Genomic DNA, 24,821 nt, shown 5'->3' on the forward strand with positions numbered 1-24,821 from the left:
GCGATCACCCGAGAGATCGGTGAGTGCGCAGAGGTCGGCAAATCTAACGATCGGAACCACAATCTATGCTGAAAGCATGAAAGCTGTCCCGTCCTGGCTGAGCTACTCGGTCTTCCGCATCCTCATGTTCGCAGTACCCCTCGCGGTCCTGCTGATGCTCTCGATCGTCTGGTGGGTCTCCGCCATCGTCGCGGCTCTGATCGGGCTCTGCCTGTCGTACATCTTCCTGCGGAAGCCCAGGGAGCAGGTAGCCCTCGACCTGTACACGGCCAGGCACCCCACCGCTGAGGTCGTGCACCCGGACGCAGAGTCCGAGGACGCCGCCCTCGACCGCGCCGCCGACGCGGCCGCCGCGTCTGCCGCCGCCTCATCAGTCGAGGCCACGGATGCCGCAGCCCAGTCGACGGCGCCGCCCGCGGCATCCGCTGCGCCCGTCAGTACCGCTGCGTCAGCGGCATCACCGACGTCAGAACGCGAAAGCAGCGCCCAGTAGCAGGCCGTACAGGAGCGCGCTGAAGCTCGTGAGCTTGAGCGCCAGGATGAGCTCGGCCGCGGTCTTCGCGGTCACGGTGATCAGGCACGCCGGGAGGGCGAGCAGGAGCACAAAGAGCACGAACCAGGCGAGCGGGTAAAACAGCGCGAAGAAGGCCGCGATCAGGAACGGCACGAGCAGCAGCACGCAGAAGACGATGCGGCCGGGCAGGTTGCCGATCAGCACCGCGAGGGTGCGCTTTCCGGAGGCCTTGTCCGGCACGATGTCGCGCAGATTGTTGACCATGAGCACGGCGCAGGCGATGAGGCCGATCGCGACCCCGCCGAGCCAGCTCTCGAGGTTCACCGTGCCGACCTGCACGAAGGTCGTACCCGCGGTTGCGACGAGCCCGAAGAACACGAACACGAAGAGCTCACCGAGGCCGAAGTAGCCGTACGGACGCTTGCCGCCGGTGTAGAACCAGGCGGCGACGATCGCGGCGGCGCCGACGAGGAGCAGCCACCACTGGCCGCTCAGGACGACCAGCACGAGACCGGCGAGCGCGGCGAGTCCGAAGAAGGCGAGGGCGACCGTGAGCACGGACCGCGGCCTCGCCGCCCCGCCGCCGGTGAGCCTGGCCGGGCCGACGCGGTAGGCGTCCGTGCCGCGGATGCCATCGGAGTAGTCGTTCGCGTAGTTCACGCCGATCTGCAGGCAGAGTGCCACGATGAGCGCGAGCACGGCGCGCACCGGGTGGAAGACGCCCGGATCGCTCGCGACGATGGCCGCGCCGGTGCCGAGGGCGACCGGGGCGATCGCGAGGGGAAGGGTGCGAAGTCGCGCGCCGGAGATCCAGTCGCCGGCCGTCGCCGGTCCGGAGCGGCCGTGCGCTTCTGCGCCGTTCCGCTTCGCCGGGTTGCCGGATCGACCGGAGTTGGCGGGCTTGGCGGGCCTGGCCGCGGGCTTCCCGGCCGGCTTCCCCGTCTGCTTTCCGGCCGGCTGCCCGGCGGACGCGGGCGCCCCGAGGGTCTTCGAAGGATTCAATCGCTGCATTTTGGGCCTGACCGGCCGCGCTCCCTGTGCCACGTTTTCATGTTACCGGGCGCTTGATAAGAGGATGCCGCGAGTGCGCGACCGATTCCAGGCTGGCGCGTCACCGTGCTCGCGGGGTGTGTCGTGGGCTCGGCCGGGCAGCCCGGCCTCACGGTCACAGGGTTCAGGGATCCAGGCGGGGCTTCCGGCGCAGGCCGGTGAACCACAGGTCAGCTGCCGGTCTCGGCGAGGCGCTGCAGGGCGCGCCGGTCAGGCTTGCCTGAGGCGAGCACGGGGATCTCGGCGACCAGGAGCAGGCGGTTCGGCCTGGCCGCCTTGCCGAGCGCGGATGCGACGGCTTCCTTCACGACCGCGAGCTGCGCCGCAACCGCCTGCGGGGAGGGGGACGGCACTGCGGTCCGCGACCTGGGCGAGGCCTCGCCGCCCGACCAGCTCGGCACCGTGTCGTGCGCCCCTGGGATAGCAACGACCGGGACCTGGCCCCACCGGGCATCCGTCGCCCCGACCACGACGGCCGCCGAGAAGCCGGGAAGGCCGCGCACGACCCGTTCGACGGCGTCGAGGGAGACCTTCTCGCCTCCGGAGATGATCACGTTGTCCGCGCGGCCGAGCACACGCACGAGGCCGGTCACGGCGTCGACCTCGCCGAGGTCACCGGTGCGGTACCAGCGCACGCCGTTCTCCTCGGTGAAGCGGTCGTGGGTTCGCAGCGGGTCGTCGAGGTACCCGTCGGCGAGCACGGAGCCGGAAATCTCGAGTTCGCCGGCGACGACGCGCACCACCGTGTCGCCGATCGGGCGGCCGTTGTAGCAGCATCCGCCGGCCGTTTCGGAGGAGCCGTAGGTGCGCACGACGGTGATGCCGAGCGAGGCGGCGCGCGCGAGCAGTGCCGGGGGCATGGCCTGGCCGCCGACGAGGATCGCGGTGAAGCGGCGCAGGAGTGCGAGCATTCCGGCGGCCGCGTCCTGATCTGCGGCACCAGCGGCGTCGACCGCGTCGAGCAGGCGGGCGAGTTGCACAGGAACGAGGGAGGTGTAGCGCAGCGGCGCGGTCAGCCGGGTTGCCGCTGCGAAGAAGGCGGCGGGGTCGAAGTGGCCGGGAGCGAGCACGCACGGTATCGTGCCCGCCGCGAGCGAGCGGGCGAGCACCTGGACGCCCGCGACGTAGTGGACAGGCAGGGCGAGCAGCCACTGGCCCGGTCCGCCGAGCGCCGCACTCGATGCCGCGGCGCTCGCCCGGAGGGCTGCCGCGCCGAGCAGCACCCGCTTGGGCACGCCGGTCGAGCCGCTCGTCTCGATGACGACCGCCGTTCCGTCCGGAACTGTCGCAGGAACGGTCGCGGGCACAGGCGAGACGGATGCCGCAACAGGGACGCGCGCGCCAGGTGCGCCGTTTCGCGCCAGGCGTGCCGGGCGCGTAACGGCGGAACTGGCGCGGGAGACGGCAGGGTCGGGCGCGGGGGAAGGCACGGGCAGCAGGGCGTCCCCGCGCCCGTCGAGGGCGTCGCGAAGCAGGTCGAGCAGGACGAGCGGCCGATCGGCGGGCACGACCCTGAGCATCCGTGTCACGGCGGGACTAGAACTGCCAGTCGTACGGACCCCAGTCGGGATCGCGTTTCTCAAGGAATGCGTCTCGGCCTTCGACGGCCTCGTCGGTGCCGTAGGCGAGCCGCGTCGCCTCGCCCGCGAAGACCTGCTGGCCGACGAGACCGTCGTCGACGGCGTTGAAGGCGAACTTGAGCATGCGGATGGCGGTGGGCGACTTCGTCAGGATCGTGCGGGCCCAGTCGATGGCTTCGTTCTCAAGATCCGCGTGTGGGACGACCGCGTTGATCGCGCCCATCTCGAGGGCGCGCTGGGCCGAGTACTCGCGGGCCAGGAAGAAGACCTCGCGCGCGGCCTTCTGCCCGACCTGGCGGGCGAAGTATGCGCTGCCGTAACCGGCGTCGAAGGAGCCGACGTTTGCATCCGTCTGCTTGAACTTGGCGTGTTCTGCGCTCGCGATGCTGAGGTCGCAGACCACGTGCAGGGAATGCCCGCCGCCGGCGGCCCAGCCGGGGATGACGGCGATGACGACCTTGGGCATGAAGCGGATCAGTCGTTGGATCTCGAGGATGTGCAGTCGACCGCTGCGGGCCTTGTCGATGCCGCTGGCGGTGTCGCCCTCCGCATACTTGTAGCCGTCACGGCCACGGATGCGCTGATCGCCGCCCGAACAGAACGCCCAGCCGCCGTCCCTCGGGCTCGGTCCGTTTCCGGTGAGGAGGACGACGCCGATCCGCGGGTTCATCCGGGCGTCTTCGAGGGTGGACTGCAGCTCGTCGACAGTGTGCGGCCGGAACGCGTTACGCACCTCCGGTCGGTTGAACGCGACGCGCGCGATCTGCCCGGTGAGGTCGTGGTGGTACGTCACGTCGGTCAGGGACTCGAAGCCCGGGACGAGTTGCCACTGGCTCGGGTCGAAGATTTCAGACACCTGTTCGATCATGCAGCAAGCCTACGCGGCGCACCCTGCGCGGGCGCCCGGGACTGCTCGGCCGACGCGGGACCGGATGGCCGCGCTCTCACACACCGGGGCCCGGAAAACCAAGCGACACGCCGACAAAAGTGAGAAATACCCCTTTTGTGGAGGCAAAGTCAACCCCCTTGAGCGCCCCATTTTCACCATGTGTACTTGTGATCTGAGTGAGACCCGGAGGTAGTCATGAACGACCTAGACACACAGTCAAAAGCCCGAATCGACCTGCCACTCCACAACGACGTGGCAAACCGAACACAGAGCACCACAGAGTTCCGCACGACCCCAGCAGACACGACCAGAAAACACCGGAATGCCATCGGAACGGCGGTACGACCATGACCGTCACCATGAACACGTCCGCTCCGTCCCGCGAGCAGTTCGATTCGCCAGACTCCTATCGCGCCCCACTCCCCTCGATCAACCCGGCCGGCTCGTCCGCGCGTTCGACCGGCAGCACCGCAGCCTCCCGGTACAGCCGGGCATCCACGGATGCCTTCGGCGACTACCTGCGTCGCATCGGCAAGGGCCCCCTCCTGAGCGCCGAGGACGAGGTCAACCTCGCCCGGCGCATCGAGGTCGGCCTGTTCGCCGCGGAGAAGCTCGCGCACGGGGTCGACGACCCCGAGCTCTCTCCGGGAACTGGCCTGGCTCGCCCACGACGGCGGCCGGGCGAAGAACCATTTCATCGAAGCCAACCTCCGCCTCGTCGTCAGCATCGCGAAGCACTACTCAGGCCGCGGGGTGCCGATCATGGACCTCGTCCAGGACGGCAACATCGGCCTCGTCCGAGCGGTCGAGAAGTACGACTTCATGACCGGCTACAAGTTCTCCACCTACGCGACCTGGTGGATCCGCCAGGCGATCCACCGCGGAATGGCCGACAAGTCCAGGATGATCCGCATCCCCGTGCACACCGCGGAGAAGCTCAACAAGATCAAGCGCATCCGCCGCGACCTCACGAGCACCCTCGACCGCGACCCCTCGCTCAAGGAACTCTCCGAGGCGGCGCAGATCCCCATCCGCGACGTCTCGCGGCTGCTGCAGTACGACAACGAACCGATCTCCCTGCATTCCCCCGTCGGTGACGGCGTCGGGGACATCTCGGAACTCATCATCGACGACGACCTGCCCCAGCCCGACGAGTACGCGACGGTCACGCTGCGTGCCGCGGACATCTGCTTCTACCTCGACGCTCTGCCGCCGCGGGAGCGGTCGATCCTGAAGGCCCGGTTCGGGCTCGACGGCGACGAGCCGCGCACCCTCGACCAGATCGCCGTCATCCAGGGCGTCACCCGGGAGCGGGTCCGCCAGATCGAAAAGCGCGCGCTCGCCCTCCTGCACGTGCCCCGGCTCGAACGATACCTGCGCGACTAGCTCGCAGCAGGACTGGTGCGTCCCTGACCGGTTGTGCGGGTGTCTCGGCACCCGCGCAACCCGGTTCGGGCGTGACCGGACTTTTCCACGGCTCCGAACTTTTCCACGGCTCCGGGAGACCCCCCGAAATGAGCATTGGCAACGTCTCGTTTTTGTAGCAATAATTCTGTATGACGCGCCAACGAGGGAATCATGGGAAAGCTCACCTATAACTCGACGGTGACGGCCGACTTTGACGATCGCATCCTGGCACACATCCAGGTGGTCATCGGAGCCAAGCTGCGCCGAGGGGAGTGCTTCTACTTCACGTGGAGAGACGACCCGTCCGGAGGCGATGGCCGCAGCACGATCTGGCTGCATCCGGCCATACCGCTCGCCTTCAAGTACTTCGGCGGTCGCTCGCCGAGCCTCAACCGCGACTGGGTGGAGGCGCTCATGCTGACCGCCAATTCCTCGGGTGGTCTGCAGCTCGTCCCGGAGCCGCACCGGCCGACATCCGTGCTCGCGACGAAGGACGAACCATGATTCGTGTCGACATCGTCTATGGCGGTCAGCAATACTCCCTCGGCGGTCGGTCTGCGGAGTCGATCCGCAACGAGATCACCGCCGCCGTCACCTCCGGGCAGCCATACTGGCTGCCGGTCAACAGCGGCGGCGGTCGCTTCGAGGATGCCTACCTGCTGATCGTGCCCGGCATCGCGTTCGCGGTCATCGACGTCAAGCCCACCAACGGGGACGACCTTGACCTCGAGGTCGACGGCGTCTTCAACCACGACTCCCTCTAGCCTCCCGCGCGACGGACTCGGCGTACCGGCCGCGCGCCACGTGCGCCGCTTCGCGCCTCCTTCACTCCCGCGCGCGCCACGTACGCCCGTCCGCGCCCGGCATGCCCGGCGCGAAGCGGCGGTTCTGGCGCGCGGCCTCACACGCGAGGCCCCACACCCGCGGCCTCACACCCGCGTGGCGACCGGTCGGAAGCACCCGCGCCCGGCTGGCAGACTGGAACCATGCTTCCCCCACTCGCAGAGTTGCTCGGAACGGCCCGCATTGTCGCGTTGCCGCTCATCACCCGATTCCGCGGAATCGACACCCGCGAGGCACTCCTCCTCGAGGGTCCCGAGGGCTGGACGGAGTTCGCACCGTTCGCCGAGTACGACGACGCAGAGTCCGTCGCCTGGCTGCGCGCCGCGATCGACTTCGGCTGGACCCCGACGCCCGCCCTCCTGCGCGAGAGCATCCCGGTCAACGCGAGTACGGTCCCGGCGATCGACGCAGAGCTCGTGGCGGATGTCCTCGAGCGCTTTCCCGGGTGCCGCACGGCCAAGGTGAAGGTCGCCGCCCCCGGGCAGACCCTCGCAGAGGACGTCGCACGCGTGCGCGCCGTGCGCCGGGTGCTCGGACCGGAGGGACGCATCCGGGTGGACGCGAACGGCCTCTGGAACCTCGACGAAGCCGAACACGCGCTGAACGCCCTCGGCGAGTTCGACCTCGAGTACGTCGAACAGCCCTGCGCCAGCATCGAGGAACTCGCCGAGATCCGCCGTCGCTCCGCCGACTACCTCGGCATCCCCGTCGCCGCCGACGAGAGCGTGCGCCGCGCCGACGACCCGCTGCTCGTCGCGACGACCGGTTCTGCCGACATCCTCGTGATCAAGGCGGCGCCGCTCGGCGGCATCCACGTCGCGCTCGACCTCGTCGAGCAGGCCGGCCTGCCGGTCGTCGTCTCGAGCGCCCTCGACACCTCGGTCGGCATCGCGATGGGCGCGTACCTCGCCGCGGCAATCCCCGGCCTCGAATTCGACTGCGGACTCGGCACGGCCTCGCTGCTCGCCGCCGACGTCACCCGCGAGCCGTTGCTCCCCGTCGACGGACGCATCCCCGTGCGCCGCGTCGTGCCGGACGCCGACCTGCTCGACCGCTACGCGGCATCCGCCGAGCGGAGCGACTGGTGGCTCGCCCGCCTCACCCGCTGCTACGCCCTGCTCGCCGCCGAACCCGCCGCGACTCCCGAGGCACCGCTCGCAGGCTGACCCGCCCCGAACGAATTCGACGGAGATTTTCAGGACTGAACCGGTTTACCCGGCCTCCTGCGTGTCAGAAACGCAAAATCTCCGTCGAATTGGTGAGGCCTACAGGCCCGAGTAGGCGTGCAGTCCCTTGAAGAAGACGTTGACGACGCCGAAGTTGAACATCACCGCGCTGAAACCGACGATCGCGAGCCACGCGGAGCGTGAGCCGCGCCAGCCGCGGGTCGCGCGCGCGTGGATGTAGCCGGCGTAGATGGTCCAGATGATGAAGGTCCAGACCTCCTTGGTGTCCCAGCCCCAATACCGGCCCCAGGCCTTCTCGGCCCAGATCGAGCCGGCCATCAGGGTGAACGTCCAGAGGATGAAGCCGATGATGTGCACCCGGTATGCCAGGTTCTCCAGGGTCGCGGCCGAGGGCAGCGTCGCGAGGAAGCGCAGTCGCACGCGGCCGGCGCTCGCGACGAGCGCCTCCCGCCGGAACTGCAGCAGTTGCACCACGGAGAGGGCGAAGCCGAGGGCGAAGAACCCGGTGCCGAGCGAGGCGACGAAGACGTGGATGACGAGCCACGCCGACTGGAGTGCCGGAGGCAGCGGGGCGACCTCGACGTAGAAGCGCAGCGCAGCGATGCCGAGCAGGACGAGCACCATGCCGGTCACGAAGGTGCCGAGGAAGCGCAGGTCGGCACGGGTGAGCACGATCAGGAACACGGTCACGATGAGCAGGGTGCCCGTCATGGCGAATTCGTACATGTTCGCCCACGGCACCCGGCCGGCCGCGAAGCCGCGCAGCACGTCGGCCACCAGGTGGATCGCCCAGGCCAGCACGGTCAGCGAGACGCCGATCCGCAGGCTCTTCGAGCGACCGTACGGGGTGGCAGCGTCGTTCGCGATCCGGGCGCTGATCCGGTTGACGATCGTGCCGGCGGATGCCGCGGCACCGACCGTGCCCGCAGGGGCCGCCCCATCGAGGGTCGCGGTCGAGCCCACCGGTTGCGTCCCGTTCGCCGCGCCGACGCCGACCGGGACGGCGGCCAGGGCCGCGAGGCCCGCCGCTTCGTCCGCGGTCTTCACGGCCGCGGGCGCTTCGCGAGGTCGAAGGCGAAGGAAATGAAGGCGAGCGCATAGACGGCCATCGCCGAGTAGAGGCTCAGGATCGAGAGCTCGTTGAGATTCACGTGGTCAGCCTAATTCTGTTCGGTCGCCGGGACGGCTGATGTGGAGGATATCAGCAGTCGCCCATGACGGTCTGCGATGTCGGTCACGGCCGCTTCGAGGGCCGGGTCCTCGCCGCGGGCGAGCCCCGCGTACTCGAGGGTCAGCGTTCCGTCGTCCTGCTCGATCGCCTTGACCCAGACGCGGCGCCGCGGCACGAACAGGCTCGTCAGCAGTCCGAGCAGCGCGAGAACAGCGAAGGACAGCACCCAGACCTGGGTCGGGTCGTGGTGGATGTCGAAGGACGCGAAGCGCAGCACCGAGCCGGAGAAGTCGCCGGCGGCGGCGCCGGGGTGCGCGTCGTTGAAGGTGACAGAGCCGAGTCCGTTCGGCAGCTGCTGGGTCTCGCCTGGCTTGAGCTCGAGCGACTTCACGCCGGTCTTGCCGCCGGTGAGCCGCGTCATCTTGTCGGTGTTGAGGGAGTAGACGGATGTCGGCACTCCGGCGTTCAGCCCGAGGTCGCCCGAGTAGATGTTCAGGGTGAGCATCGGGTACTCGAGGTCCGGGTACGACGAGTAGAAGGCGCCCGTGGAGCTCGCCGCCTGGGTCGGGTAGAAGAAGCCGATCATGCCGAGCTGTTCGCTGAGGCCGTCCGGCACCTTGATCACACCGAGCGAGGTGAGGTTCGCGTCCTGCGGCAGGAACGGCACCGCGTCGGTGAAGACGACGACCCCGTTGGGGTCCTTGACGGTGATCGAGGGCGCGTAGCCGTTGCCGAGCAGGTAGACGTCGGTGCCGCCGGTGCGCATCGGGGCGTTGACCTTGACGACGCCGTTCTGGAGGGCTTCGCCGCGGCGGGTGACGCTCACGGCGGCGGAGTAGTCGATCGCCTGGCCGTAGGCCTTGAGGTTCTGGGTCTCGTAGGTGACGCTGAAGTCGTCGAGGGTGAGCTTGTACGGTTCGAGGCTCGCGTCGCTGAAGAACCGGCCGGGGCTGAACGAGTCGTAGGCGAGCAGGGTGTTCACGAAGGTCTGGCCCTCGACGAGCACCCGTTGGCCACTGAACCCGAAGCCGCTGCCGAAGCCGACCGTGATCAGGATGCCGACGAGCGCGAAGTGGAACACGAGGTTGCCGGTCTCGCGCAGGTAGCCGCGCTCGGCCGACGCCGAGAATTCCCGGGCGCCTCCGCGCGGCGCGCTGTCGAAGAGGGCGACGCGGTAGCCGCTCTTCTTCAGGAGCAAGCGGGCGGAGTCGACAGCGGCCGCGGCATCCGTGCCCGCGGGGGCCGTTCGCTCGGTGAATCCGGCGAGCCGCATGAGCCGTGCCGGCGTGCGGGGCGGCTGAGCCCTGAGCGCCTGGAAGTGGTGCTTCGTGCGCGGGATCACGCAGCCGATCAGCGAGATGAACAGGAGGAGGTAGATCGCCGAGAACCACGCCGACGAGTACACGTCGAACGCCTGGATCTTGTCGAGCACGGGAGCCAGGTCGGGGTTGTCCGCGAAGTACTGGGTGACACCGTTCGGGTCCGAGCTGCGCTGCGGGACGAGGGAGCCGGGCACGGCGGCGATCGCCAGCAGGAGGAGCAGGAACAGGGCGGTGCGCATGTTGGTGAGCTGGCGCCAGAACCAGCGCAGCCAGCCGATAAGGCCCAGCCTGGGCTGGGTGACGTCGTCGGACGCCGGGGCCGGCGCTGGGGAATCGTAGTGGTCAGATGGCCGGGACATAACTGCCGATCACTCCTTGCAGGTCGAGGAGCCAGGCATTCCAGACGCCGGTCACCATGAGGACGCCGATGACGACGAGGAGCACGCCCCCGAACAGATTGATCGCGCGGACGTGCCGTTTCAGGAACGACACCGCCCCGGTCGCCCAGTTGAGGCCGAGCGCGATGAGAAGGAAAGGGATGCCGAGGCCGAGCGCGTAGAACAGCGCGAGCAGGCCGCCCTGCCACGGGGAGCCCGTGGTGAGGCTGAGCGAGTTGATCGCGGTGAGCGTCGGACCGGTGCACGGGGTCCAGCCGACCGCGAAGACCGCGCCGAGTAGCGGGGCGCCGGCGAGCCCTGCGCGCGGGCGCCAGGTCGTCTTGACCGTGCGCTGCAGGACGGCGAACTGGCCGACGAAGACGAGCCCGAGCAGGATCACGACGACGCCGGCGATCCGGGTGACGAGGTCGCGGTACTGGTTGAGCCAGAACCCGGCGGCGCCGAAGACGACCCCGGTCAGCACGAAGACGAGGGTGAAGCCGAGCACGAAGAGGCCAACGCCGGCCAGGAGCCGGTTCCGGCCGCGCCGGTCGCCGCGGCCGGCCGTCGACCGGCCGTCGGTGAACCCGCCGATGTATGCGAGGTAGCCGGGCACGAGCGGCAGGATGCACGGGGACGCGAACGAGACGAGCCCGGCCAGGACAGCGATGGGAATCGCAAACAGGAGCCTGGCCGCTGAAGACGATTTCGCCGAAGGGATTGTTCACGCCGCGGGGACCTCGGCGATGGCGTCGCGCACAATGGTCTCCAGGATCGACGGCGTCGACAGGGCGCCGAGGATGCGCGCGGCGACCCGGCCGCTTTTGTCGAGCACGAGGGTGGTCGGCACCGCGTTGGGCGGGATGCTGCCGCTGAAGGCGAGCTGCATGGCCCCACCGTCGACATCCATGATCGAGGGGTAGGTGATGCCGTAGCTCTGGTTGAAGGCGATCGCGTTCGCGGCCTGGTCGCGCACGTTCACGCCGAGCCACTCGGCGCCCTTGCCGGAGAACTCGGCGTTGAGCTTCTGCAGGGCCGGGGCCTCGGCGCGGCACGGGGCGCAGGCTCGCGTACCAGAAGTTGACCACGAGCACTTTTCCGGCGTAGTCGGTGTTCGACACGGCGGCGCCGGTCTCGTCGAGACCGCTCCAGGTCACGGCGGCTCCGCGGTCGGCGGCGGCGATCTCCGTGACGCTGCCGTCGCCGGCGATGAAGCCCTTGTTACTGCCGGCGCGGTACTGGTCGGCGAGCGGGTCGGTCGAGCAGCCGGTGAGCACGAGGGCAAGGGCGAGCAGCCCCGTCAGGCCGCCCAGGCCGGCGGCGCGGCGCCGACGCGGGGGCATTCCGTTCCCGGGAGCGGCCTTCACACCGCTCCTACGTCCGTGGCCCCGGCCTGCAGCGCGGCTGCCGGGTTCGCGTAGCTGATCTCCACGAGTCCCTCGCCGCGCCAGGACAGCGTGGTGATGCTCGACAGGGCGCAGCGGCGGCCGCGGGGGTCGTGCGCGAGCCGCTCGCCGGCGAGGGAGCGGTGCACCATCCAGATCGGCAGCTGGTGGCTGACGAGTACGACGTCGCCGTCGGTCACGGAGTTGAAGGCCTCGTCGATCGCGGCGAGCATCCGCGCGGAGATCGCCCGGTACGGTTCGCCCCAGCTCGGTCGCAGCGGGTTGAGCATGGCCGGCCAGTTGCGCGGGTCGCGCAGGGCGCTGTGCTCGCCAGACATCCGTTTGCCCTCGAATTTGTTGGTCGGTTCGATGATGCGCTCGTCGATCTCGACGGGCAGGCCGAACGCCGCGGCGATCGGCGCCGCGGACTCGCGCGTGCGCTGCAGGGGGAGGCGATGACGCGGCGCACCGGCCGGCCCCGTTCGGCGAGATCGACGGCGGCGGTGGTCGCCATGGCGGCGCCGAGATCGGAGAGCCGGAATTCGGGCAGCCTGCCGTACAGCACGCGCTCGGGATTGAACACTTCACCGTGACGGACGAGATGGATCTGGCTGGCTACCACCCGCTCATTCTACGGAGGAGGTGCCCATGAATTAGCCGAGAGCCGGTGCCGCTAAACTTATCTGGTGACTTCGCGCGTATTGATCAAGAACCTGGCCGCCCTCTCCAACGGAACCGTGACGGTCTCGGGGTGGGTCGACACGGTGCGCGACCAGAAGAAGGTGCAGTTCGTCGTGCTGCGCGACGAGTCGGGTGCGGTGCAGGCTCGTGAACCCCCGCACGACGGATGCCGACGGTGCCGTCGTCGCCGACGAGCCGGCTTCCACGATCTCCGCGCTCGCCCAGGGCAGCTTCATCACCGTGACCGGTGAGCTCAAGCACGACGAACGCGTCAAGCTCGGCGGGATCGAGATCAAGCTCGCGACGCTTACGGTCGTCACCGCCGCCATCCCCGAGACGCCGATCGCCGCGGACTCGAGCCTCGACAAGCGCCTCGACTGGCGCTTCCTCGACCTACGCCAGCCGAAGCAGAACCTGATCTTCCGCATCCAGACCACCTTCGAGCACGCTCTGCGCACCTACTGGATCGAACACGACTTCATCGAGCTGCACACCCCGAAGCTGATGGCGAGCGCGAGCGAGTCCCGTGCAGAGCTCTTCGAGGTCGACTACTTCGACACCAAGGCCTACCTCGCGCAGAGCCCGCAGTTCTTCAAGCAGATGGCCCAGTCCGCCGGCTTCGGCAAGGTCTTCGAAGTCGGACCGGCATTCCGCGCCGACCCGTCCTTCACGAGCCGCCACGCGACCGAGTTCACGAGCGTCGACGCCGAGATCAGCTGGATCGACAGTCACGAAGACGTCATGCAGTTGCACGAGGAACTCCTCGTCGCCGGCTTCACGGCCGTCAAGGCCAAGCACGGCGAGGAGGTCCTGGCGCTGTTCGGCGTCGAGGTGACCGTTCCGACGCAGCCGTTCCCGCGCATCCCCCTCGCCGAGGCCAAGGAGATCGTCAAGAGCCGCGGCTACGAGGTTCCGCGCGACGACGACGACATGGACCCGGAGGGCGAGCGCCAGATCGCCGCGTACGTGCTCGAGACCTACGGCCACGAGTTCGTGTTCCTCACCGACTACGCCGCGAGCATCCGCCCGTTCTACCACATGCGTCCGGAGAACGACCAGACCATCACCAACAGCTACGACCTGATCTTCAACGGCACCGAGATCTCCACCGGCGCGCAGCGTGAGCATCGCATCGACGTGCTCACCGCCCAGGCGATCGAGAAGGGCCTCGACCCGGAAGAGCTCGGCGGCTACCTCGACTTCTTCCGCTACGGCGTCCCCGCGCACGGCGGCTTCGGCATGGGCCTCGCCCGGGTGCTCATGCTGATGCTGCACCAGGCCAGCATCCGCGAGGTCACCTACCTGTTCCGCGGCCCGACCCGCCTCGAGCCGTAAATCGCGGGGGCCAAGGCCCCGACGGCACCACGAAACGCAGGATTTCCGGCGACTTGAGGCTCACACAGCCTCAGCAGCCCGGACGTCCTGCGTTTCGGCGTTGCGTGGCGCGGAATCGCCCTCTGAAGACCGCCGGGTTCAGAACTGGACGTCGACCGTGGCCTTCTCGGCGACGACGGAGCGGATGAAGGCACCCGCGGCCTCGTGGGCAGGGTGCGCCTGGTAGCGCGCGAGCGCGTCGAGGTCCTCGTAGTCGGCGATCAGCACGACGTCCCAGTTGGGGTTCCCGACGACATCCGTGCCGACCTGCAGGGTGCGGATCTCGGGGACGACGCCGACGAGGGCCTCGAGGCGCTCGACGATTTCGGCGGCATCGGCCGCACGTGCGGCGGGATCTGCCGCGGCGAGCCGCCACGACACCACGTGCCGGATCATTTGACGGCCAGAAGGGCCGCGCGGAGCCGGTCGGGATCGATCCGCCAGTAGTTGTGCACCTTGCCGTTGATCATCAGCACGGGAATGTCCTCCAGATACAGCTCGCTCAGGGCCGCGTCGTCCAGGATCGAACGCTCCTCGATGGCCATCTCCGGTGCTCCGGGCGTTCCGTCGAGGGTGCGGACGACATCCGTCACGAGTTCACGAGCATCGTCGCAGAGGTGACAGCCGGGCTTGCCGATCAGGGTGAGGAGTGCAGTGGGCATGCACTCAGCCTAAGCCGGGCACGGCATGGTGACCCAACTAGACTCCAAGGGAGATGTTCCAAGCCACTCCCCCGCGCGCCATCGCGTTCTTCGATGTCGACAACACCCTGATGCGAGGGGCGAGCCTCTATCATCTGGGCGTCGCCGCCTGGCGGTGCGGGCTGATCACCCGGCGCGATATCACCTCCTTCGGCTGGAAGCAGGCCCGGTTCCTCGCCGTCGGCGAGAACCGCGATCACCTCTCCACGGTGCTGCTGCGTGCCCTCGAAGTCGCCGTCGGGTTCGAACAGGCCGAGCTCATCCGGTTGAGCGAGGAGATCTTCGACACGAAGCTCACCCGCCGGCTCTGGCCGGAGACGGTCGCGGTGGCCAGGCGGCACCTCGAGAACAGCCACGAGGTCTGGCTGCTCACCGCGAGCGTGCAGGAGGTCGCCGACGTGATCGCCGTGCGCCTCGGCTTCACGGGCGCGGTCGGGACCGTGCTCGAGGCCGATGACGGCATCTTCACGGGTCGTCTGGCCGCCGGGGTCTGTCACGGCGCGCTGAAGTCCGAGGCTGCTCGGGCGCGGGCGACGGCGAGCGGGGTCGACCTCGCAGACTGCTGGGCGTACTCCGACTCCCACAACGACATTCCGCTGCTCGACCTGGTCGGCCACCCGGTCGTGGTCAACCCTGACGCCGCGCTCGCGCGGTATGCGGCGGCACGCGACTGGCCCGTGATGCGGATGAAGCGGGCGAGCATCCGCCGGGCGGCGCGCGCGAACCGGGTCCGGGCAAGCAAAAAGCGCTAGGCCCGGAAGGACCTAACGCTCACGCTTGGGGACGGACTAAGCCGTCCTACTTCTTGTTGCGACGCTGATGGCGGGTCTTACGAAGCAGCTTGCGGTGCTTCTTCTTCGCCATACGCTTGCGTCGCTTCTTAATTACAGAACCCACACGGACCTCACAAGATTTGATTTCGCCGCGAGATTCGCGACAGACACGAAAGTGCCAGTCTAGCGGATAAGCGCGACGCTCGACGCTCGGTCGGCGGTTGCCGGTCGAGTACTGCTGATTGTTCTATTCGTTCTTCCGCCATTTGCGCGGTTTAACGTCTTTGACGGCATGCGCGACCTGGAATGAGGTGTCGGCGAAGACCTTGCCGATCGCTGTCGCGAATGCCCGCTGTTCTTCCTTGAGACCCTCGGCCTCTTCGGCTTCCTCCTCCGTTGCGGCGTCGAAATCGACGCTCAGGAATGGGATCAGCCAGTCCTCGATCTCCTCCAGGGGGCATAGTCGAGATGGTAATAACGGTGCTGCCCCGCCTCGCGCACGCCGACGAGTCCTGCCTCGCGCAACACCTTGAGGTGCTTGGAGACGGTCGGCTGGCTGAGGCCGAGTTGCACGACGATGTCAGACACGCTGAGCTCGCCGCCGGCCGCCCCGGACTGGTTGTATCGCTCGAGGAGAATGCGTAATATTTCGCGTCGAGTCGAGTCCGCCACCACGCCGAAGATGTCTGCCATACCTTTAGGCTAGTCATTCCCGCGAAGGGATACTACGACGACCGCGTTTGCCGGATTGCCGCACGTCCTGCGGCCGGGCCTGTTGAGATTCGGAAGAAGCCTGCGGCTGAGCTTCTACTCCAGGGCTCGAACCGAGGCGATCAGTGAGGAAGGACTCACGTAGTACAGCATGCCACCGCGGTAGGAGACGGCCGAATCGTACTCGGAAACCGGTCTCGACACCGACAGGTCCCCCGTCGCCGTGTACCCGTCGGCCAGGAGCCTCGTGCGCACGTCCTCCCACGTTCCCAGGTCGCCGGGCCATTCTCCGTACCACACCACGATGTCTGTGCCCGGTTTGGCCCACGTGCAACGCAGACCCGTCGCGCCCGCCAGAGCGTCGAGGTCCGTGTTCGCGCCGGGGCTTCGCGGTGTAAGCCCGTCCTGGGTCAGCTTCGCATTCTCGGCGTCGACGAACGCTGTCGGGCAGGTTGTCTGGGCCGAAGACGGAGCCGTCGTCGGCGTCTCTGCCGGGGTGGGCGTCGTCGTGGCCAGGTCACTCGCGCTGGTCGTTGCAGTCGGTGCGGGCGCGGCGACGTCTGTCGACGGTGACGCACAGCCGGCCATCAGCGCGGCGACGGCGGCTGCAGCGAGGAGGGTGAGCCGTGCATACCGTCGTTGAGTCATAGTCGAAACTTAGTCCAGATGACGGGCAGAATTGCGTAGCCTGGCGGGGTGCGTTCCTCAGTGCCGACGCCCCAGGTCGTTGGTCCCGGCCTCGATTGCGCCGCAGCACACGGATCGTGCCGCGCGTGACGCCGGGCGGCTACCGTGTGACGCCGGCTGGTTACTCCGCCGGGGCGGCGAGTTCGCGGGCGCGGGCGAGTGCGGCATCCGTCGCCCGGTCGAAGAGGTCCTTGAGGCCGCCCTTCTCGAGTTCCCACACCGCGCGCTCCGTGGTGCCGTGCGGGCTCGTCACCTGGCGGCGCAGTTCGCCGGGCGACAGCGGGCTTGCCGCGAGAAGGGTGCTCGCCCCGAGGAAGGTGCCGTTGACGAGCACGGCGGCCTCCTCGGGGGTGAAGCCCTTGTCGATGGCCGTGCGGGTGAACTCTTCGATCAGGTAGAACACATAGGCCGGGCCGGAGCCACTGATCGTGCTCAGCGCGTCAAGCTTCTCCTCCGGAACGACGAGCACCGAACCGACGGTGCCGAACAGGGCCCTGGCCAGGTCGAGGTCGGCCTCGGTGGAGCGGGTGCCTGCGCTCAGGCCGGTCACGGCCTTGCCGACGAGGGCGGGGGTGTTGGGCATCGACCGGATCACGGCGACGGATGCCGGCAGGAGCGCTTCGAACGTGGCGATCGTGACGCCGGCCGCGACGCTCAGCACCAGGGTGCCCGGCGCGAGCGACGATGCGATCTCGCGAAGGAGGTCGGGCACCATCGCCGGCTTCACCGCTACGACGACGATGCGGGCCCCGGTCACAGCGGTGCGGTTGGCGTCCGGATCGAGCGCGGTGGCCCACGCGGTGACGCCGGGCAGGTCCCGCAGGCTCTGCGGCCTTCTCCGCGGTGCGGTTGGTCGCGCGGATGCCGCCCTCGACCGTCACGGCGGGGGTCAGCAGCCCGGTGAGGACGGCACGCGCCATCGATCCGGCCCCGAGGAAGGCGATGGCGGGCAGGACGGTGGGGGTCACCGCGGCGGCGGCAGTCTCGGTCATGCAACCAGTCTACTTTCGGAGCGTTTCGCAGCCTCGGGGGCCTCCTAGAATTGCTCCATGAGCGCATCTTCGGGGAACAAGGCCATCATCGCGGCACTCGGGGCGAACCTGGGCATCGCCGCGACAAAACTCATCGCCTGGGCGTTCTCCGGTTCCTCCTCGATGCTCGCGGAGGGCGTGCACTCCCTCGCCGACTCCGGCAACCAGCTGCTGTTGCTGCTCGGGGGCCGCAAGTCGCGGAAGGACGCCGACACCGAGCATCCGTTCGGCTACGGGCGCGAACGCTACGTCTACGCCTTCGTCGTCTCGATCATCCTGTTCTCCATCGGCGGCGTGTTCTCCCTGTATGAGGGCGTGCAGAAACTGCAGGACCCGCACCCGCTCGAGGTGCCGTGGCTGCCGATCCTCGTGCTGCTCGTCGCGATGGCCCTCGAGTCTTTCTCCCTCCGCACCGCGATCAAGGAGTCGAACCACACCAGGGGCACGGAGACCTGGGTGCAGTTCATCCGCCACGCGAAGGCCCCCGAGTTGCCCGTCGTGCTGCTCGAAGACGTCGCGGCGCTCAGCGGCCTCGTGCTCGCGTTCCTCGGCGTCGGCCTGACCATCGTCACCGGCGACCCGATCTGGGACGCGATCGGGACAATCTGCATCGGCGTGCTCCTCGTGCTCGTGGCGATCGTGCTCGGAATCGAGACGAAGAGCCTCCTCGTCGGCGAGGGCGCCGGCACCGCCGACACCGCCAAGATCCAGCGTGCGATCCTGAACGGCCCGGAGACCCAGCGCATCATCCACATGAAGACGCTCTACCTCGGGCCGGACGAACTGCTCGTGGCCGCGAAGCTCGCGTTCGACGCCGAACTGCGCTTCTCCGACGTCGCGGCGTCGATCGACGTCATCGAGGAACGGGTGCGGGCGGCCATGCCGAGCGCCCGCGCGATCTACCTCGAGCCCGACGTGTTCCACGACCCGAGCCAGCACGGCCCGCTCACCGACACCATCATCATCCGGGGCCGGGAATGAGCGCAGCGCCGACCGCCGCGGCCCCGGATGCCGCACCGGTCGCTGTGACGCGGACGGCGCTCGTGCTGCGGCACGACGCCACCATCCATCTCGGCAACCTCGAGCCCGTGCTCCACGAGCACGGCTACACGGTGGACTACGTCGAGATCCTCAGCGACGACCTCGCGGAGATCGACCCGACGGCCGCCGACCTCGTCGTCGTACTCGGCGGCGAGATGGGAGCGTATGAGACCGACCGGTTCCCCGCGCTCGCCGAGGAGATCACGATCCTGCAGAACCGGCTCGCCGCGGAGCGCCCGGTGTTCGGCGTGTGTCTCGGCGCCCAGCTGATGGCCAACGCTCTCGGCGCCCGGGTCTATCCCGGGCCGACCAACGAGATCGGCTTCCGCACGGTCGAGCCCACGGGTCTCGGCGCCGCCGGACCGCTCCGCCACGTGGCCGGCGTGCCCGTGCTGCAGTGGCACAGCGACACCTTCGACCTCCCGGAGGGCGTGACCCGCCTCGCCGGCTCCCCGCAGTACGGCAACGAGGCCTTCGCCATCGGCAACTGGGCGCTCGCCGTGCAATTCCACCCCGAAGTGACACCGGCCATGCACGAGGTCTGGATGCAGGCATCCGCCGCCGAGCTCGCCGCTGCCGGCCTCGACCCTGAGGCGCTGCGCGCGGAGCGCGAACTCTACGCCGGGACGATGCAGGATGCGTCCCGCGCTTCGTTCAGCGAATGGCTCGACGGGCTGGATCGCTGAAGAACTCCCGGAGCAGGGCGCCGCACTCCTCGGCGTCGACGTCGGCGTAGACCTCGGCACGATGGTTGAGCCTGCGGTCGCGCAGCACGTCGTAGACGGAGCCGGCCGCGCCCGCCTTCTCGTCCCAGGCGCCGAAGACGACGACCGGGATGCGCGCGGCCAGGATCGCGCCCGCACACATCACGCAGGGTTCGAGCGTGACCACGAGCGTGCAACCGGTCAGGTGCCAATCGCCGAGAGCTGCGGCCGCTGCCCGGATGGCGACGATCTCGGCGTGGCCGGTCGGGTCCTGCCGTGCCTCCCTGTCGTTGCGGCCGCGGCCGATGACAGCCCCGGAGGCGTCGACCACGATCGCGCCGACGGGAACGTCGCCCGTTTCGAGGGCGGCACGGGCCTCCCGGAGGGCAAGCTCCATCCATTCGCGGTGCTCGCGACCCTGCTCGCCCATCCGGATACCTCCCCCAGCTAGTAGATTGAGCCTATGCGAGTCCATGTAGCCGACCATCCGCTCATCACCCATAAACTGACGGTTCTGCGGGACAAACGCACCTCCTCACCGCTCTTCCGCTCCCTCGTAGAGGAGCTCATGACGCTCCTCGCCTACGAGGGAACCCGCGGGGTGCGGGTCGAAGACATTACCGTCGAAACCCCGGTCGGGCTGGCCCACGGGGTGCAGATCAGCGACCCGAAGCCGCTCGTCGTGCCGATCCTGCGCGCCGGCCTCGGCATGCTCGAGGGCATGGTCAAGTTGCTGCCGACCGCGGAGGTCGGCTTCCTCGGCATGGCCCGCAACGAGGAGACCCTCCAGCCGACCACGTACGCCGAGCGCCTGCCCGACGACCTCTCCGACCGCCAGTGCTTCGTGCTCGACCCGATGCTCGCCACCGGAGGCTCGCTGATCGCGGCCATCAAGTTCCTCTTCGATCGCGGCGCCGTCGACGTCACGGCCATCTGCATCCTGGCAGCGCCCGAGGGCCTCGCCGCCGTCGAGGCGGCATTCCCCGGTCGTGAGGTCTCGATCGTCCTCGGCGCCGTCGACGAGCGCCTCAACGAGCTCGGCTACATCGTTCCCGGACTCGGCGACGCCGGCGACCGTCTGTACGGACTCGTCTAGAGCACACTCCCCCCGTTCCGCCGGCCCCAACCACACCGGCGGAACGCGCAGGTCCTGCGACACACGAGCGCAGCAAGGCAGTACTTTCACGAATCTTTGATGAAGTGGCTTTTCATCGAGGAAGATCTGACAAAGTGACCATCGGGCACGGATCCTCCCGTTCGACCCGACCGGGGCGAACGTGATGCAGCAGGTTTCCCGGCTTCCTGCGTCACAAAGTTGACACACGCCGTAACAGTGGGCTTTACTCACAGTTATGACAACCTCCCCCCGCCCCCTGACCTCCCTCGAGGCCCTTGGGAATGCCGGCATGATGATGCCCGGCATGCGCGCTGAGTGTTGCCGAATGTGCCGCTGAATCGCGACACCCTCGCCGAGCTTCCCGTCTCGCCTCCGAACCCCGTGTAGCACACCGCGGTTCTGAGTCGGTCGGTTGAACTCCCGGAGCCTCTCTGACGCTCCGCACCCGGTCGCAACGACCATTGCCGAACCCGCAACCGCGCAGAGCGCCGGGTTCACCCCAGCATCATCACCCCCCAAGGACTCCTGCCATGTCGCTCGCACACATTGACACCGCCCGCTCCATCCACAACGCACGCCCGGCACTCGCCCTGGCGCCGGCCCCCGCCGCTCCCCGCATCCGCGCCGTCCCGGAGGGCACAGAGGCCCGCGGCTTCGTGCTCTACGTCGGCATCGACGAGGCCAAGGCCGCCGCGGCCGGCACCTCGCTGCACCGCATCGTCGAGGCGCTCAAGGCCCTCACCGAGGAACTCGCCCCGCACGCGGAAACCCACGCCGCCGTTGCGCTCGCCCCGGCAGGGGCCGGCGGCCGCGACGTGGACGTCGTTCGCCTCGCCCTTCAGGACCCGGCCGCCCTGGCCCGCCACCGCACCGTGGCCGACCCGGACCGCGCCGCCGGCGGCGTCGTCGTGGACATCTCCCGCAAGCGCGTCGTGCTCGACAACGAGACCGCGGCGCTGACGTACAAGGAATTCGAACTCCTGCAGTACCTGGTGCTGCGTGAAGGCCGCACCATCGAGCGTGCCGAACTCATCGAAAAGCTCTGGGACGCCGCTGATGAGGACGACGCGCCCAACGAGCGCACGATCGACGTGCACGTGCGCCGCCTGCGCGCCAAGCTCGGCCGTTACGAAGACATCGTGCGCACCGTGCGCGGCGTCGGCTACCGCTTCGACCGTCACGCGGATGTCTCCATCCGCCAGTCGACGACGCCGAGCCCCGACGTCTTCTAGGGTCAGTCCGGCACCCGGCACCCTTCACCGACGCTCAGCTGGATTGAGTTGCGGAAAGAACACCTTCGTCGAGCGCACGAAGGTGTTCTTTCCGTAATTCAGAAGACGTGAGGCCCAGGCGCGAGCGGATACGCGATGACCCGCGGCGGTGCGCGGTAGGCAGTGAGCGGCGGGGTCATGACGCGGACGGGGCGTTAACGTGATTGAGGGCCGGTCGTAGAGGTTTAACGACCGACCCTCTTCCCTTGCACCAAGAGTGTCCTGCAATCACATTTCGCGTCTTCCGCCACAGCAAACGGTTGACGCACAACGAATATATAACGAACCGGTAACGGAACGCTAGCTGTGCGCCTGTATTTTTTCTGCGAATTCGCCAAGAGCTGTGCAGCGAGGGTCGGCGTAGATTCTCTAGTCTGGGAAGACACGACTGAGGAGGACCGGTGACGGATCGAGCGGCCGCAGTATCCGCCTGGGAGTCTCTCTTCCGCGCACAAGTGGCGATCATGCGCAGCCTCGCGAGCGATTTCCCGTCCCGCGAGATCTCCTTCAACGAATACGACGTACTGTTCAACCTCTCCAGGGAGCCGGATGGCCGCATCCGCCTGCGTGAACTGAACCAGCACGTGCTGCTCACCCAGCCGAGCGTGAGCCGCCTGATCGACCGTATGGCCTCGCGCGGGTATATCCGCAAGGTCACCGACCCCAACGACGGGCGCGGCGCCATCGTCGAGCTGACGGATGCCGGGTACGCGTTGTTCCGCAGGGTCGCGGTCGACCACATGGGCTCGATCTCGGCCCGCTTCGGCGACGCCCTCTCCAACGAGGAACTCGAGCAGGCTCACCGCCCTCTGCGACCGGCTCCGGATCGGGCCGGCGGGTTGCCCGCCGCCGGAAGACCTGCCCTGTTGAGAACGGCCACCCCGGCGTAGTTTGAACCGCAGGAGGTGCGTGGGCATGCGCGCAATCATCGGCAACAGAATCATCATTCGCGGCCGGACGGTCGAGACACCCGACAAACACGGGGAGATCATCGAGGTCCGCGGCCCCGACGGCCAGCCGCCGTACCTCGTTAGCTTCGGCGAAGGGCACCAGAGTGTCGTCTACCCGGGTGCGGACTTCGTCGTCGAGCACTCCGACACGGACTGAGCCCATAGCGGCGCCATCGGACGGGCACGACCGGTGGCAGGCATCCGTTTCTGTGCGGATACATAGTTCGTCACATCCGTCTAGGGGGTACCACGACGGGTTTGGAGAGTTAGCGTTGAAGTACACGTTACAAAACCGTGGCGGGTAAGAGAATTAGGGGACTCAACCATGCTGATCACGTGTCCGTTCTGTCATTCATCGGCGCAGGCTCACGCCGAACGCCGCGCACGCGAAGCAGGTCACGCTGCCGCTCTACGTGCTCAAGTGCTCGGGCTGCGAACGCACGAGTGTACGGATCGAGCCGATTGTCAAGCAGCACCTCACGGTCGGGGCGCACTGACCAGGCACCCGGCGTTCAGAGGTTCAGCGTCCGAGGTTCGAAGCGCACCCGAAGCGCATTGATCCTGCGGAAACGCCCGGCCTGTCGGACGCAGTCCCTAGGCTGTCAGGGTGGGCACAGCGACGGGACCTGACAACGCACCGGGGGTGCCCGACTGCTCGAGCCGGTGGCGGCCGGCCCACCCGACGGATGTCGGCCTCACCCTTTCCCGCCTGCGCCGGGGCCGCGCAGACCCCACGTTCCAGGTGAGCCCGGACGGTGCCGTGTGGCGCACCACGCTCACGCGGTCCGGGCCCGCAACCCTGCGACTCACCCAGTCCGGCCTGACGGAGCTGCGCTGCGAGGCGTGGGGCGAGGGCGCGAAGGAGGCCGTCGAGGGCGCGCCGGAACTTCTCGGGGAGCGCGACGATCCTTCGGGGTTCGACGCGCAGCATCCGCTCGTGCGGGACGCGCACCGGCACTGGCCCGGCCTGCGGATCCCCCGCACCGGGCGGGTCATCGAATCGCTCATCCCCGCGATCCTCGAACAGAAGGTCATCAGCCTGCAGGCCACGGCCTCGTTCCGCGCCCTCGTCCGTGCGCACGGGACACCGGCGCCCGGCCCGGCACCCGCCGGAATGCGCGTGCCGCCGTCGACGCGAGCCTGGCAACTCATTCCCTCCTGGGAATGGCATCGCGCCGGCGTCGACCCGCAGCGGTCCCGCACGGTGATGACCTGCCTCGCCGTGACGCGGCAGTTGGAGGCAGCAAGCGACCTGTCGGCGGCCGAGGCGAGCGCACGGCTGCGCGCGGTGCCGGGGATCGGAGAGTGGACTGCGGCGGAAGTCGCCCAGCGGGCGTTCGGTGACGCCGATGCGCTCTCGGTGGGGGGACTACCACCTCGCCGGGGCGATCGGCCACACCTTGTTCGACGCGGACTTCGACGACGCGCTCATGGTCGCCGCGATGCGCATCTGGCAGCCGCACCGGTACCGGGTGGTCCGCCTGCTGGAGGTCTCCGGGAGCCTAGGCAAGCCCCGGCATGGGCCCCGACTCGCCTTCGTCGACCACAGGGGGCACTAAACCGGCTTCGGGCTCCGATGCCGCCACGGGCACCGGAGTTGTTGCGGGCACCGGATTTGCTGCGGGCACTGGAGTTGCTGCGGGTGCTTTCCGCCTGCCGCCCACGAAGTAGGCGATCGGCCCGATGAAGTTCACGCCGATGATGACGGCCCACAGGAGTTTCGGCCCGTTGACGAGCGCGGCCGGACGCCGCGCCAGATCCGTCCACGCGGTCGCGGCGAGCGCGAGCTGCACCGATCCGGCGACGAGGACCCCGGTCTGTTCACGCGGGCTGAGGTCGTTCCAGGCCCGCTGCCGCGCCAATCGCTTCGAGCTCTTCTTCCTGGTGTGTGTCATGCGCTTCTCCCCGGTGTCACCCTCTGCGGTAGCCGACGAGCACAGCGTACGCCCGGTCCGCAGGCCGTGCACGTCCGTCCGGCCACCCCGGGCTGGTGTGCCCCGGCCTCCGCCGCCCGGGCCGAAGCGTAGCCTTGGGCCATGAGCTTGCCGCAGGCTC

At 68.5% G+C, this 24,821-nt stretch carries 25 protein-coding genes and 5 pseudogenes; 14 read left to right on the top strand and 16 right to left on the bottom strand.

The window, feature by feature from the left end:
* Nucleotides 1-76 precede the first annotated feature (76 nt).
* Nucleotides 77-493 carry a DUF4229 domain-containing protein gene (locus KIV56_RS10010; protein WP_281533334.1) on the top strand — a complete coding sequence of 139 codons (417 nt, stop codon included), beginning with the start codon at nt 77-79 and terminating at the stop codon, nt 491-493.
* On the opposite strand, the gene KIV56_RS10015 is transcribed toward KIV56_RS10010, so the two are convergent.
* From KIV56_RS10015 to KIV56_RS10025, 3 genes are all read right to left on the bottom strand, one after another.
* Nucleotides 467-1,525 (bottom strand): 1,4-dihydroxy-2-naphthoate polyprenyltransferase, encoded by a 1,059-nt coding sequence (locus tag KIV56_RS10015; RefSeq protein ID WP_281533335.1) that lies wholly within the window; start codon nt 1,523-1,525, stop codon nt 467-469. The genes KIV56_RS10010 and KIV56_RS10015 overlap by 27 nt on opposite strands.
* Nucleotides 1,526-1,734: 209 nt before the next feature.
* On the bottom strand, nt 1,735-3,093 hold the full coding sequence (locus KIV56_RS10020) for an AMP-binding protein (RefSeq protein ID WP_281533336.1): 1,359 nt from the start codon (nt 3,091-3,093) through the stop codon (nt 1,735-1,737).
* 7 nt (nt 3,094-3,100) lie between these two features.
* Nucleotides 3,101-4,012 (bottom strand): 1,4-dihydroxy-2-naphthoyl-CoA synthase, encoded by a 912-nt coding sequence (locus tag KIV56_RS10025; RefSeq protein ID WP_281533337.1) that lies wholly within the window; start codon nt 4,010-4,012, stop codon nt 3,101-3,103.
* 380 nt (nt 4,013-4,392) lie between these two features.
* On the opposite strand from KIV56_RS10025, the pseudogene KIV56_RS10030 reads away from it, so the two are divergent.
* From KIV56_RS10030 to KIV56_RS10050, 5 genes and pseudogenes are all read left to right on the top strand, one after another.
* Nucleotides 4,393-4,587: pseudogene (locus tag KIV56_RS10030) on the top strand (hypothetical protein); the annotation flags it as partial.
* A 172-nt stretch (nt 4,588-4,759) separates the two neighbouring features.
* A complete protein-coding gene (locus KIV56_RS10035; RefSeq protein ID WP_281536120.1) occupies nt 4,760-5,419 on the top strand; it encodes a sigma-70 family RNA polymerase sigma factor in 660 nt (219 codons plus the stop codon).
* Nucleotides 5,420-5,611: 192 nt separating this feature from the next.
* Entirely contained in the window at nt 5,612-5,944 is a 333-nt protein-coding gene (locus KIV56_RS10040) for an ATP-dependent DNA ligase (protein WP_243010500.1), read from the top strand.
* Nucleotides 5,941-6,204 carry a hypothetical protein gene (locus KIV56_RS10045; RefSeq protein WP_281533338.1) on the top strand — a complete coding sequence of 88 codons (264 nt, stop codon included), beginning with the start codon at nt 5,941-5,943 and terminating at the stop codon, nt 6,202-6,204. The genes KIV56_RS10040 and KIV56_RS10045 overlap by 4 nt, the downstream gene beginning before the upstream one ends.
* A 222-nt stretch (nt 6,205-6,426) precedes the next feature.
* Nucleotides 6,427-7,449 carry an o-succinylbenzoate synthase gene (locus tag KIV56_RS10050; RefSeq protein ID WP_281533339.1) on the top strand — a complete coding sequence of 341 codons (1,023 nt, stop codon included), beginning with the start codon at nt 6,427-6,429 and terminating at the stop codon, nt 7,447-7,449.
* A gap of 99 nt (nt 7,450-7,548) precedes the next feature.
* Here KIV56_RS10050 and ccsB read toward each other — a convergent pair.
* From ccsB to KIV56_RS10075, 5 genes and pseudogenes are all read right to left on the bottom strand, one after another.
* Nucleotides 7,549-8,579: pseudogene (gene ccsB / locus KIV56_RS10055) on the bottom strand (c-type cytochrome biogenesis protein CcsB).
* Between the two features lie 51 nt (nt 8,580-8,630).
* Nucleotides 8,631-10,322: a cytochrome c biogenesis protein ResB gene (resB, locus tag KIV56_RS10060; RefSeq protein WP_281533341.1), complete on the bottom strand. Its 1,692-nt coding sequence runs from the start codon at nt 10,320-10,322 to the stop codon at nt 8,631-8,633.
* Nucleotides 10,306-10,956: a cytochrome c biogenesis CcdA family protein gene (locus tag KIV56_RS10065; protein WP_281533342.1), complete on the bottom strand. Its 651-nt coding sequence runs from the start codon at nt 10,954-10,956 to the stop codon at nt 10,306-10,308. The genes resB and KIV56_RS10065 overlap by 17 nt, the downstream gene beginning before the upstream one ends.
* A gap of 108 nt (nt 10,957-11,064) precedes the next feature.
* On the bottom strand, nt 11,065-11,373 hold the full coding sequence (locus KIV56_RS19755) for a TlpA family protein disulfide reductase (protein ID WP_348648562.1): 309 nt from the start codon (nt 11,371-11,373) through the stop codon (nt 11,065-11,067).
* 330 nt (nt 11,374-11,703) lie between these two features.
* Nucleotides 11,704-12,347, bottom strand: a pseudogene (locus tag KIV56_RS10075) (histidine phosphatase family protein).
* Nucleotides 12,348-12,426: 79 nt separating this feature from the next.
* Between KIV56_RS10075 and aspS the strand changes: the two are divergent.
* Nucleotides 12,427-13,741 (top strand): annotated as a pseudogene (gene aspS, locus KIV56_RS10080) (aspartate--tRNA(Asn) ligase).
* Between the two features lie 138 nt (nt 13,742-13,879).
* Here aspS and KIV56_RS10085 read toward each other — a convergent pair.
* On the bottom strand, nt 13,880-14,176 hold the full coding sequence (locus KIV56_RS10085; RefSeq protein WP_281533343.1) for a Dabb family protein: 297 nt from the start codon (nt 14,174-14,176) through the stop codon (nt 13,880-13,882).
* Nucleotides 14,173-14,442, bottom strand: coding sequence for a glutaredoxin family protein (locus tag KIV56_RS10090; RefSeq protein WP_281533344.1), 270 nt, complete (start codon nt 14,440-14,442; stop codon nt 14,173-14,175). The genes KIV56_RS10085 and KIV56_RS10090 overlap by 4 nt, the downstream gene beginning before the upstream one ends.
* Before the next feature lie 53 nt (nt 14,443-14,495).
* On the opposite strand from KIV56_RS10090, the gene KIV56_RS10095 reads away from it, so the two are divergent.
* On the top strand, nt 14,496-15,233 hold the full coding sequence (locus KIV56_RS10095) for an HAD family hydrolase (RefSeq protein ID WP_281533345.1): 738 nt from the start codon (nt 14,496-14,498) through the stop codon (nt 15,231-15,233).
* A 46-nt stretch (nt 15,234-15,279) separates the two neighbouring features.
* Here the strand turns inward: KIV56_RS10095 and KIV56_RS10100 are convergent, their stop codons facing one another.
* The 4 genes and pseudogenes from KIV56_RS10100 to proC form a co-directional block, all read right to left on the bottom strand.
* The gene (locus KIV56_RS10100; RefSeq protein WP_003792170.1) at nt 15,280-15,378 is read right to left on the bottom strand and encodes a 30S ribosomal protein bS22; all 99 of its coding nucleotides are present in this window, start codon (nt 15,376-15,378) and stop codon (nt 15,280-15,282) included.
* Nucleotides 15,379-15,683: 305 nt separating this feature from the next.
* Nucleotides 15,684-15,947, bottom strand: coding sequence for an ArsR/SmtB family transcription factor (locus KIV56_RS20375; RefSeq protein WP_432432544.1), 264 nt, complete (start codon nt 15,945-15,947; stop codon nt 15,684-15,686).
* A 114-nt stretch (nt 15,948-16,061) separates the two neighbouring features.
* Nucleotides 16,062-16,613: a hypothetical protein gene (locus KIV56_RS10110; protein ID WP_281533346.1), complete on the bottom strand. Its 552-nt coding sequence runs from the start codon at nt 16,611-16,613 to the stop codon at nt 16,062-16,064.
* 160 nt (nt 16,614-16,773) lie between these two features.
* Nucleotides 16,774-17,644, bottom strand: a pseudogene (gene proC / locus KIV56_RS10115) (pyrroline-5-carboxylate reductase).
* Nucleotides 17,645-17,701: 57 nt separating this feature from the next.
* Between proC and KIV56_RS10120 the strand changes: the two are divergent.
* Nucleotides 17,702-18,664 (top strand): cation diffusion facilitator family transporter, encoded by a 963-nt coding sequence (locus KIV56_RS10120; protein WP_281533347.1) that lies wholly within the window; start codon nt 17,702-17,704, stop codon nt 18,662-18,664.
* Nucleotides 18,661-19,410, top strand: a complete 750-nt coding sequence (locus tag KIV56_RS10125) for a glutamine amidotransferase (RefSeq protein ID WP_281533348.1) — start codon at nt 18,661-18,663, stop codon at nt 19,408-19,410. The genes KIV56_RS10120 and KIV56_RS10125 overlap by 4 nt, the downstream gene beginning before the upstream one ends.
* Here the strand turns inward: KIV56_RS10125 and tadA are convergent.
* On the bottom strand, nt 19,379-19,858 hold the full coding sequence (gene tadA, locus KIV56_RS10130; RefSeq protein ID WP_281533349.1) for a tRNA adenosine(34) deaminase TadA: 480 nt from the start codon (nt 19,856-19,858) through the stop codon (nt 19,379-19,381). The genes KIV56_RS10125 and tadA overlap by 32 nt on opposite strands.
* Before the next feature lie 33 nt (nt 19,859-19,891).
* On the opposite strand from tadA, the gene upp reads away from it, so the two are divergent.
* From upp to KIV56_RS10150, 4 genes are all read left to right on the top strand, one after another.
* Nucleotides 19,892-20,524 (top strand): uracil phosphoribosyltransferase, encoded by a 633-nt coding sequence (upp, locus tag KIV56_RS10135; RefSeq protein ID WP_281533350.1) that lies wholly within the window; start codon nt 19,892-19,894, stop codon nt 20,522-20,524.
* Between the two features lie 551 nt (nt 20,525-21,075).
* Entirely contained in the window at nt 21,076-21,777 is a 702-nt protein-coding gene (locus tag KIV56_RS10140; RefSeq protein WP_281533351.1) for a winged helix-turn-helix domain-containing protein, read from the top strand.
* 440 nt (nt 21,778-22,217) lie between these two features.
* Nucleotides 22,218-22,706 (top strand): MarR family winged helix-turn-helix transcriptional regulator, encoded by a 489-nt coding sequence (locus KIV56_RS10145; RefSeq protein ID WP_281533352.1) that lies wholly within the window; start codon nt 22,218-22,220, stop codon nt 22,704-22,706.
* A 25-nt stretch (nt 22,707-22,731) separates the two neighbouring features.
* Nucleotides 22,732-22,923 (top strand): DUF1918 domain-containing protein, encoded by a 192-nt coding sequence (locus KIV56_RS10150; protein ID WP_281533353.1) that lies wholly within the window; start codon nt 22,732-22,734, stop codon nt 22,921-22,923.
* Between the two features lie 1,345 nt (nt 22,924-24,268).
* Here KIV56_RS10150 and KIV56_RS10160 read toward each other — a convergent pair.
* Complete coding sequence (locus KIV56_RS10160) at nt 24,269-24,661, bottom strand: PLD nuclease N-terminal domain-containing protein (RefSeq protein WP_281533354.1); 393 nt, start codon at nt 24,659-24,661, stop codon at nt 24,269-24,271.
* Nucleotides 24,662-24,821 lie beyond the last annotated feature (160 nt).

The sequence above is a fragment of the Cryobacterium breve genome (genome assembly GCF_027594785.1).
In the GTDB taxonomy this organism is placed as follows: Bacteria; Actinomycetota; Actinomycetes; order Actinomycetales; family Microbacteriaceae; genus Cryobacterium; species Cryobacterium breve_A.

Bases quoted from the DNA above. Each gene is read 5' to 3' on its own strand.
- KIV56_RS10160 (WP_281533354.1), bottom strand. From the start codon at position 24,661: ATGACACACACCAGGAAGAAGAGCTCGAAGCGATTGGCGCGGCAGCGG.
- KIV56_RS10140 (WP_281533351.1), top strand. From the start codon at position 21,076: ATGTCGCTCGCACACATTGACACCGCCCGCTCCATCCACAACGCACGC.
- KIV56_RS10120 (WP_281533347.1), top strand. From the start codon at position 17,702: ATGAGCGCATCTTCGGGGAACAAGGCCATCATCGCGGCACTCGGGGCG.
- KIV56_RS10015 (WP_281533335.1), bottom strand. From the start codon at position 1,525: ATGCAGCGATTGAATCCTTCGAAGACCCTCGGGGCGCCCGCGTCCGCC.
- KIV56_RS10150 (WP_281533353.1), top strand. From the start codon at position 22,732: ATGCGCGCAATCATCGGCAACAGAATCATCATTCGCGGCCGGACGGTC.
- KIV56_RS10040 (WP_243010500.1), top strand. From the start codon at position 5,612: ATGGGAAAGCTCACCTATAACTCGACGGTGACGGCCGACTTTGACGAT.
- resB (WP_281533341.1), bottom strand. From the start codon at position 10,322: ATGTCCCGGCCATCTGACCACTACGATTCCCCAGCGCCGGCCCCGGCG.
- KIV56_RS10125 (WP_281533348.1), top strand. From the start codon at position 18,661: ATGAGCGCAGCGCCGACCGCCGCGGCCCCGGATGCCGCACCGGTCGCT.
- KIV56_RS10045 (WP_281533338.1), top strand. From the start codon at position 5,941: ATGATTCGTGTCGACATCGTCTATGGCGGTCAGCAATACTCCCTCGGC.
- tadA (WP_281533349.1), bottom strand. From the start codon at position 19,858: ATGGGCGAGCAGGGTCGCGAGCACCGCGAATGGATGGAGCTTGCCCTC.
- KIV56_RS10090 (WP_281533344.1), bottom strand. From the start codon at position 14,442: ATGCCCACTGCACTCCTCACCCTGATCGGCAAGCCCGGCTGTCACCTC.
- KIV56_RS10010 (WP_281533334.1), top strand. From the start codon at position 77: ATGAAAGCTGTCCCGTCCTGGCTGAGCTACTCGGTCTTCCGCATCCTC.
- KIV56_RS10085 (WP_281533343.1), bottom strand. From the start codon at position 14,176: ATGATCCGGCACGTGGTGTCGTGGCGGCTCGCCGCGGCAGATCCCGCC.
- KIV56_RS20375 (WP_432432544.1), bottom strand. From the start codon at position 15,947: ATGGCAGACATCTTCGGCGTGGTGGCGGACTCGACTCGACGCGAAATA.
- KIV56_RS10095 (WP_281533345.1), top strand. From the start codon at position 14,496: ATGTTCCAAGCCACTCCCCCGCGCGCCATCGCGTTCTTCGATGTCGAC.
- upp (WP_281533350.1), top strand. From the start codon at position 19,892: ATGCGAGTCCATGTAGCCGACCATCCGCTCATCACCCATAAACTGACG.
- KIV56_RS10110 (WP_281533346.1), bottom strand. From the start codon at position 16,613: ATGACTCAACGACGGTATGCACGGCTCACCCTCCTCGCTGCAGCCGCC.
- KIV56_RS10025 (WP_281533337.1), bottom strand. From the start codon at position 4,012: ATGATCGAACAGGTGTCTGAAATCTTCGACCCGAGCCAGTGGCAACTC.
- KIV56_RS10050 (WP_281533339.1), top strand. From the start codon at position 6,427: ATGCTTCCCCCACTCGCAGAGTTGCTCGGAACGGCCCGCATTGTCGCG.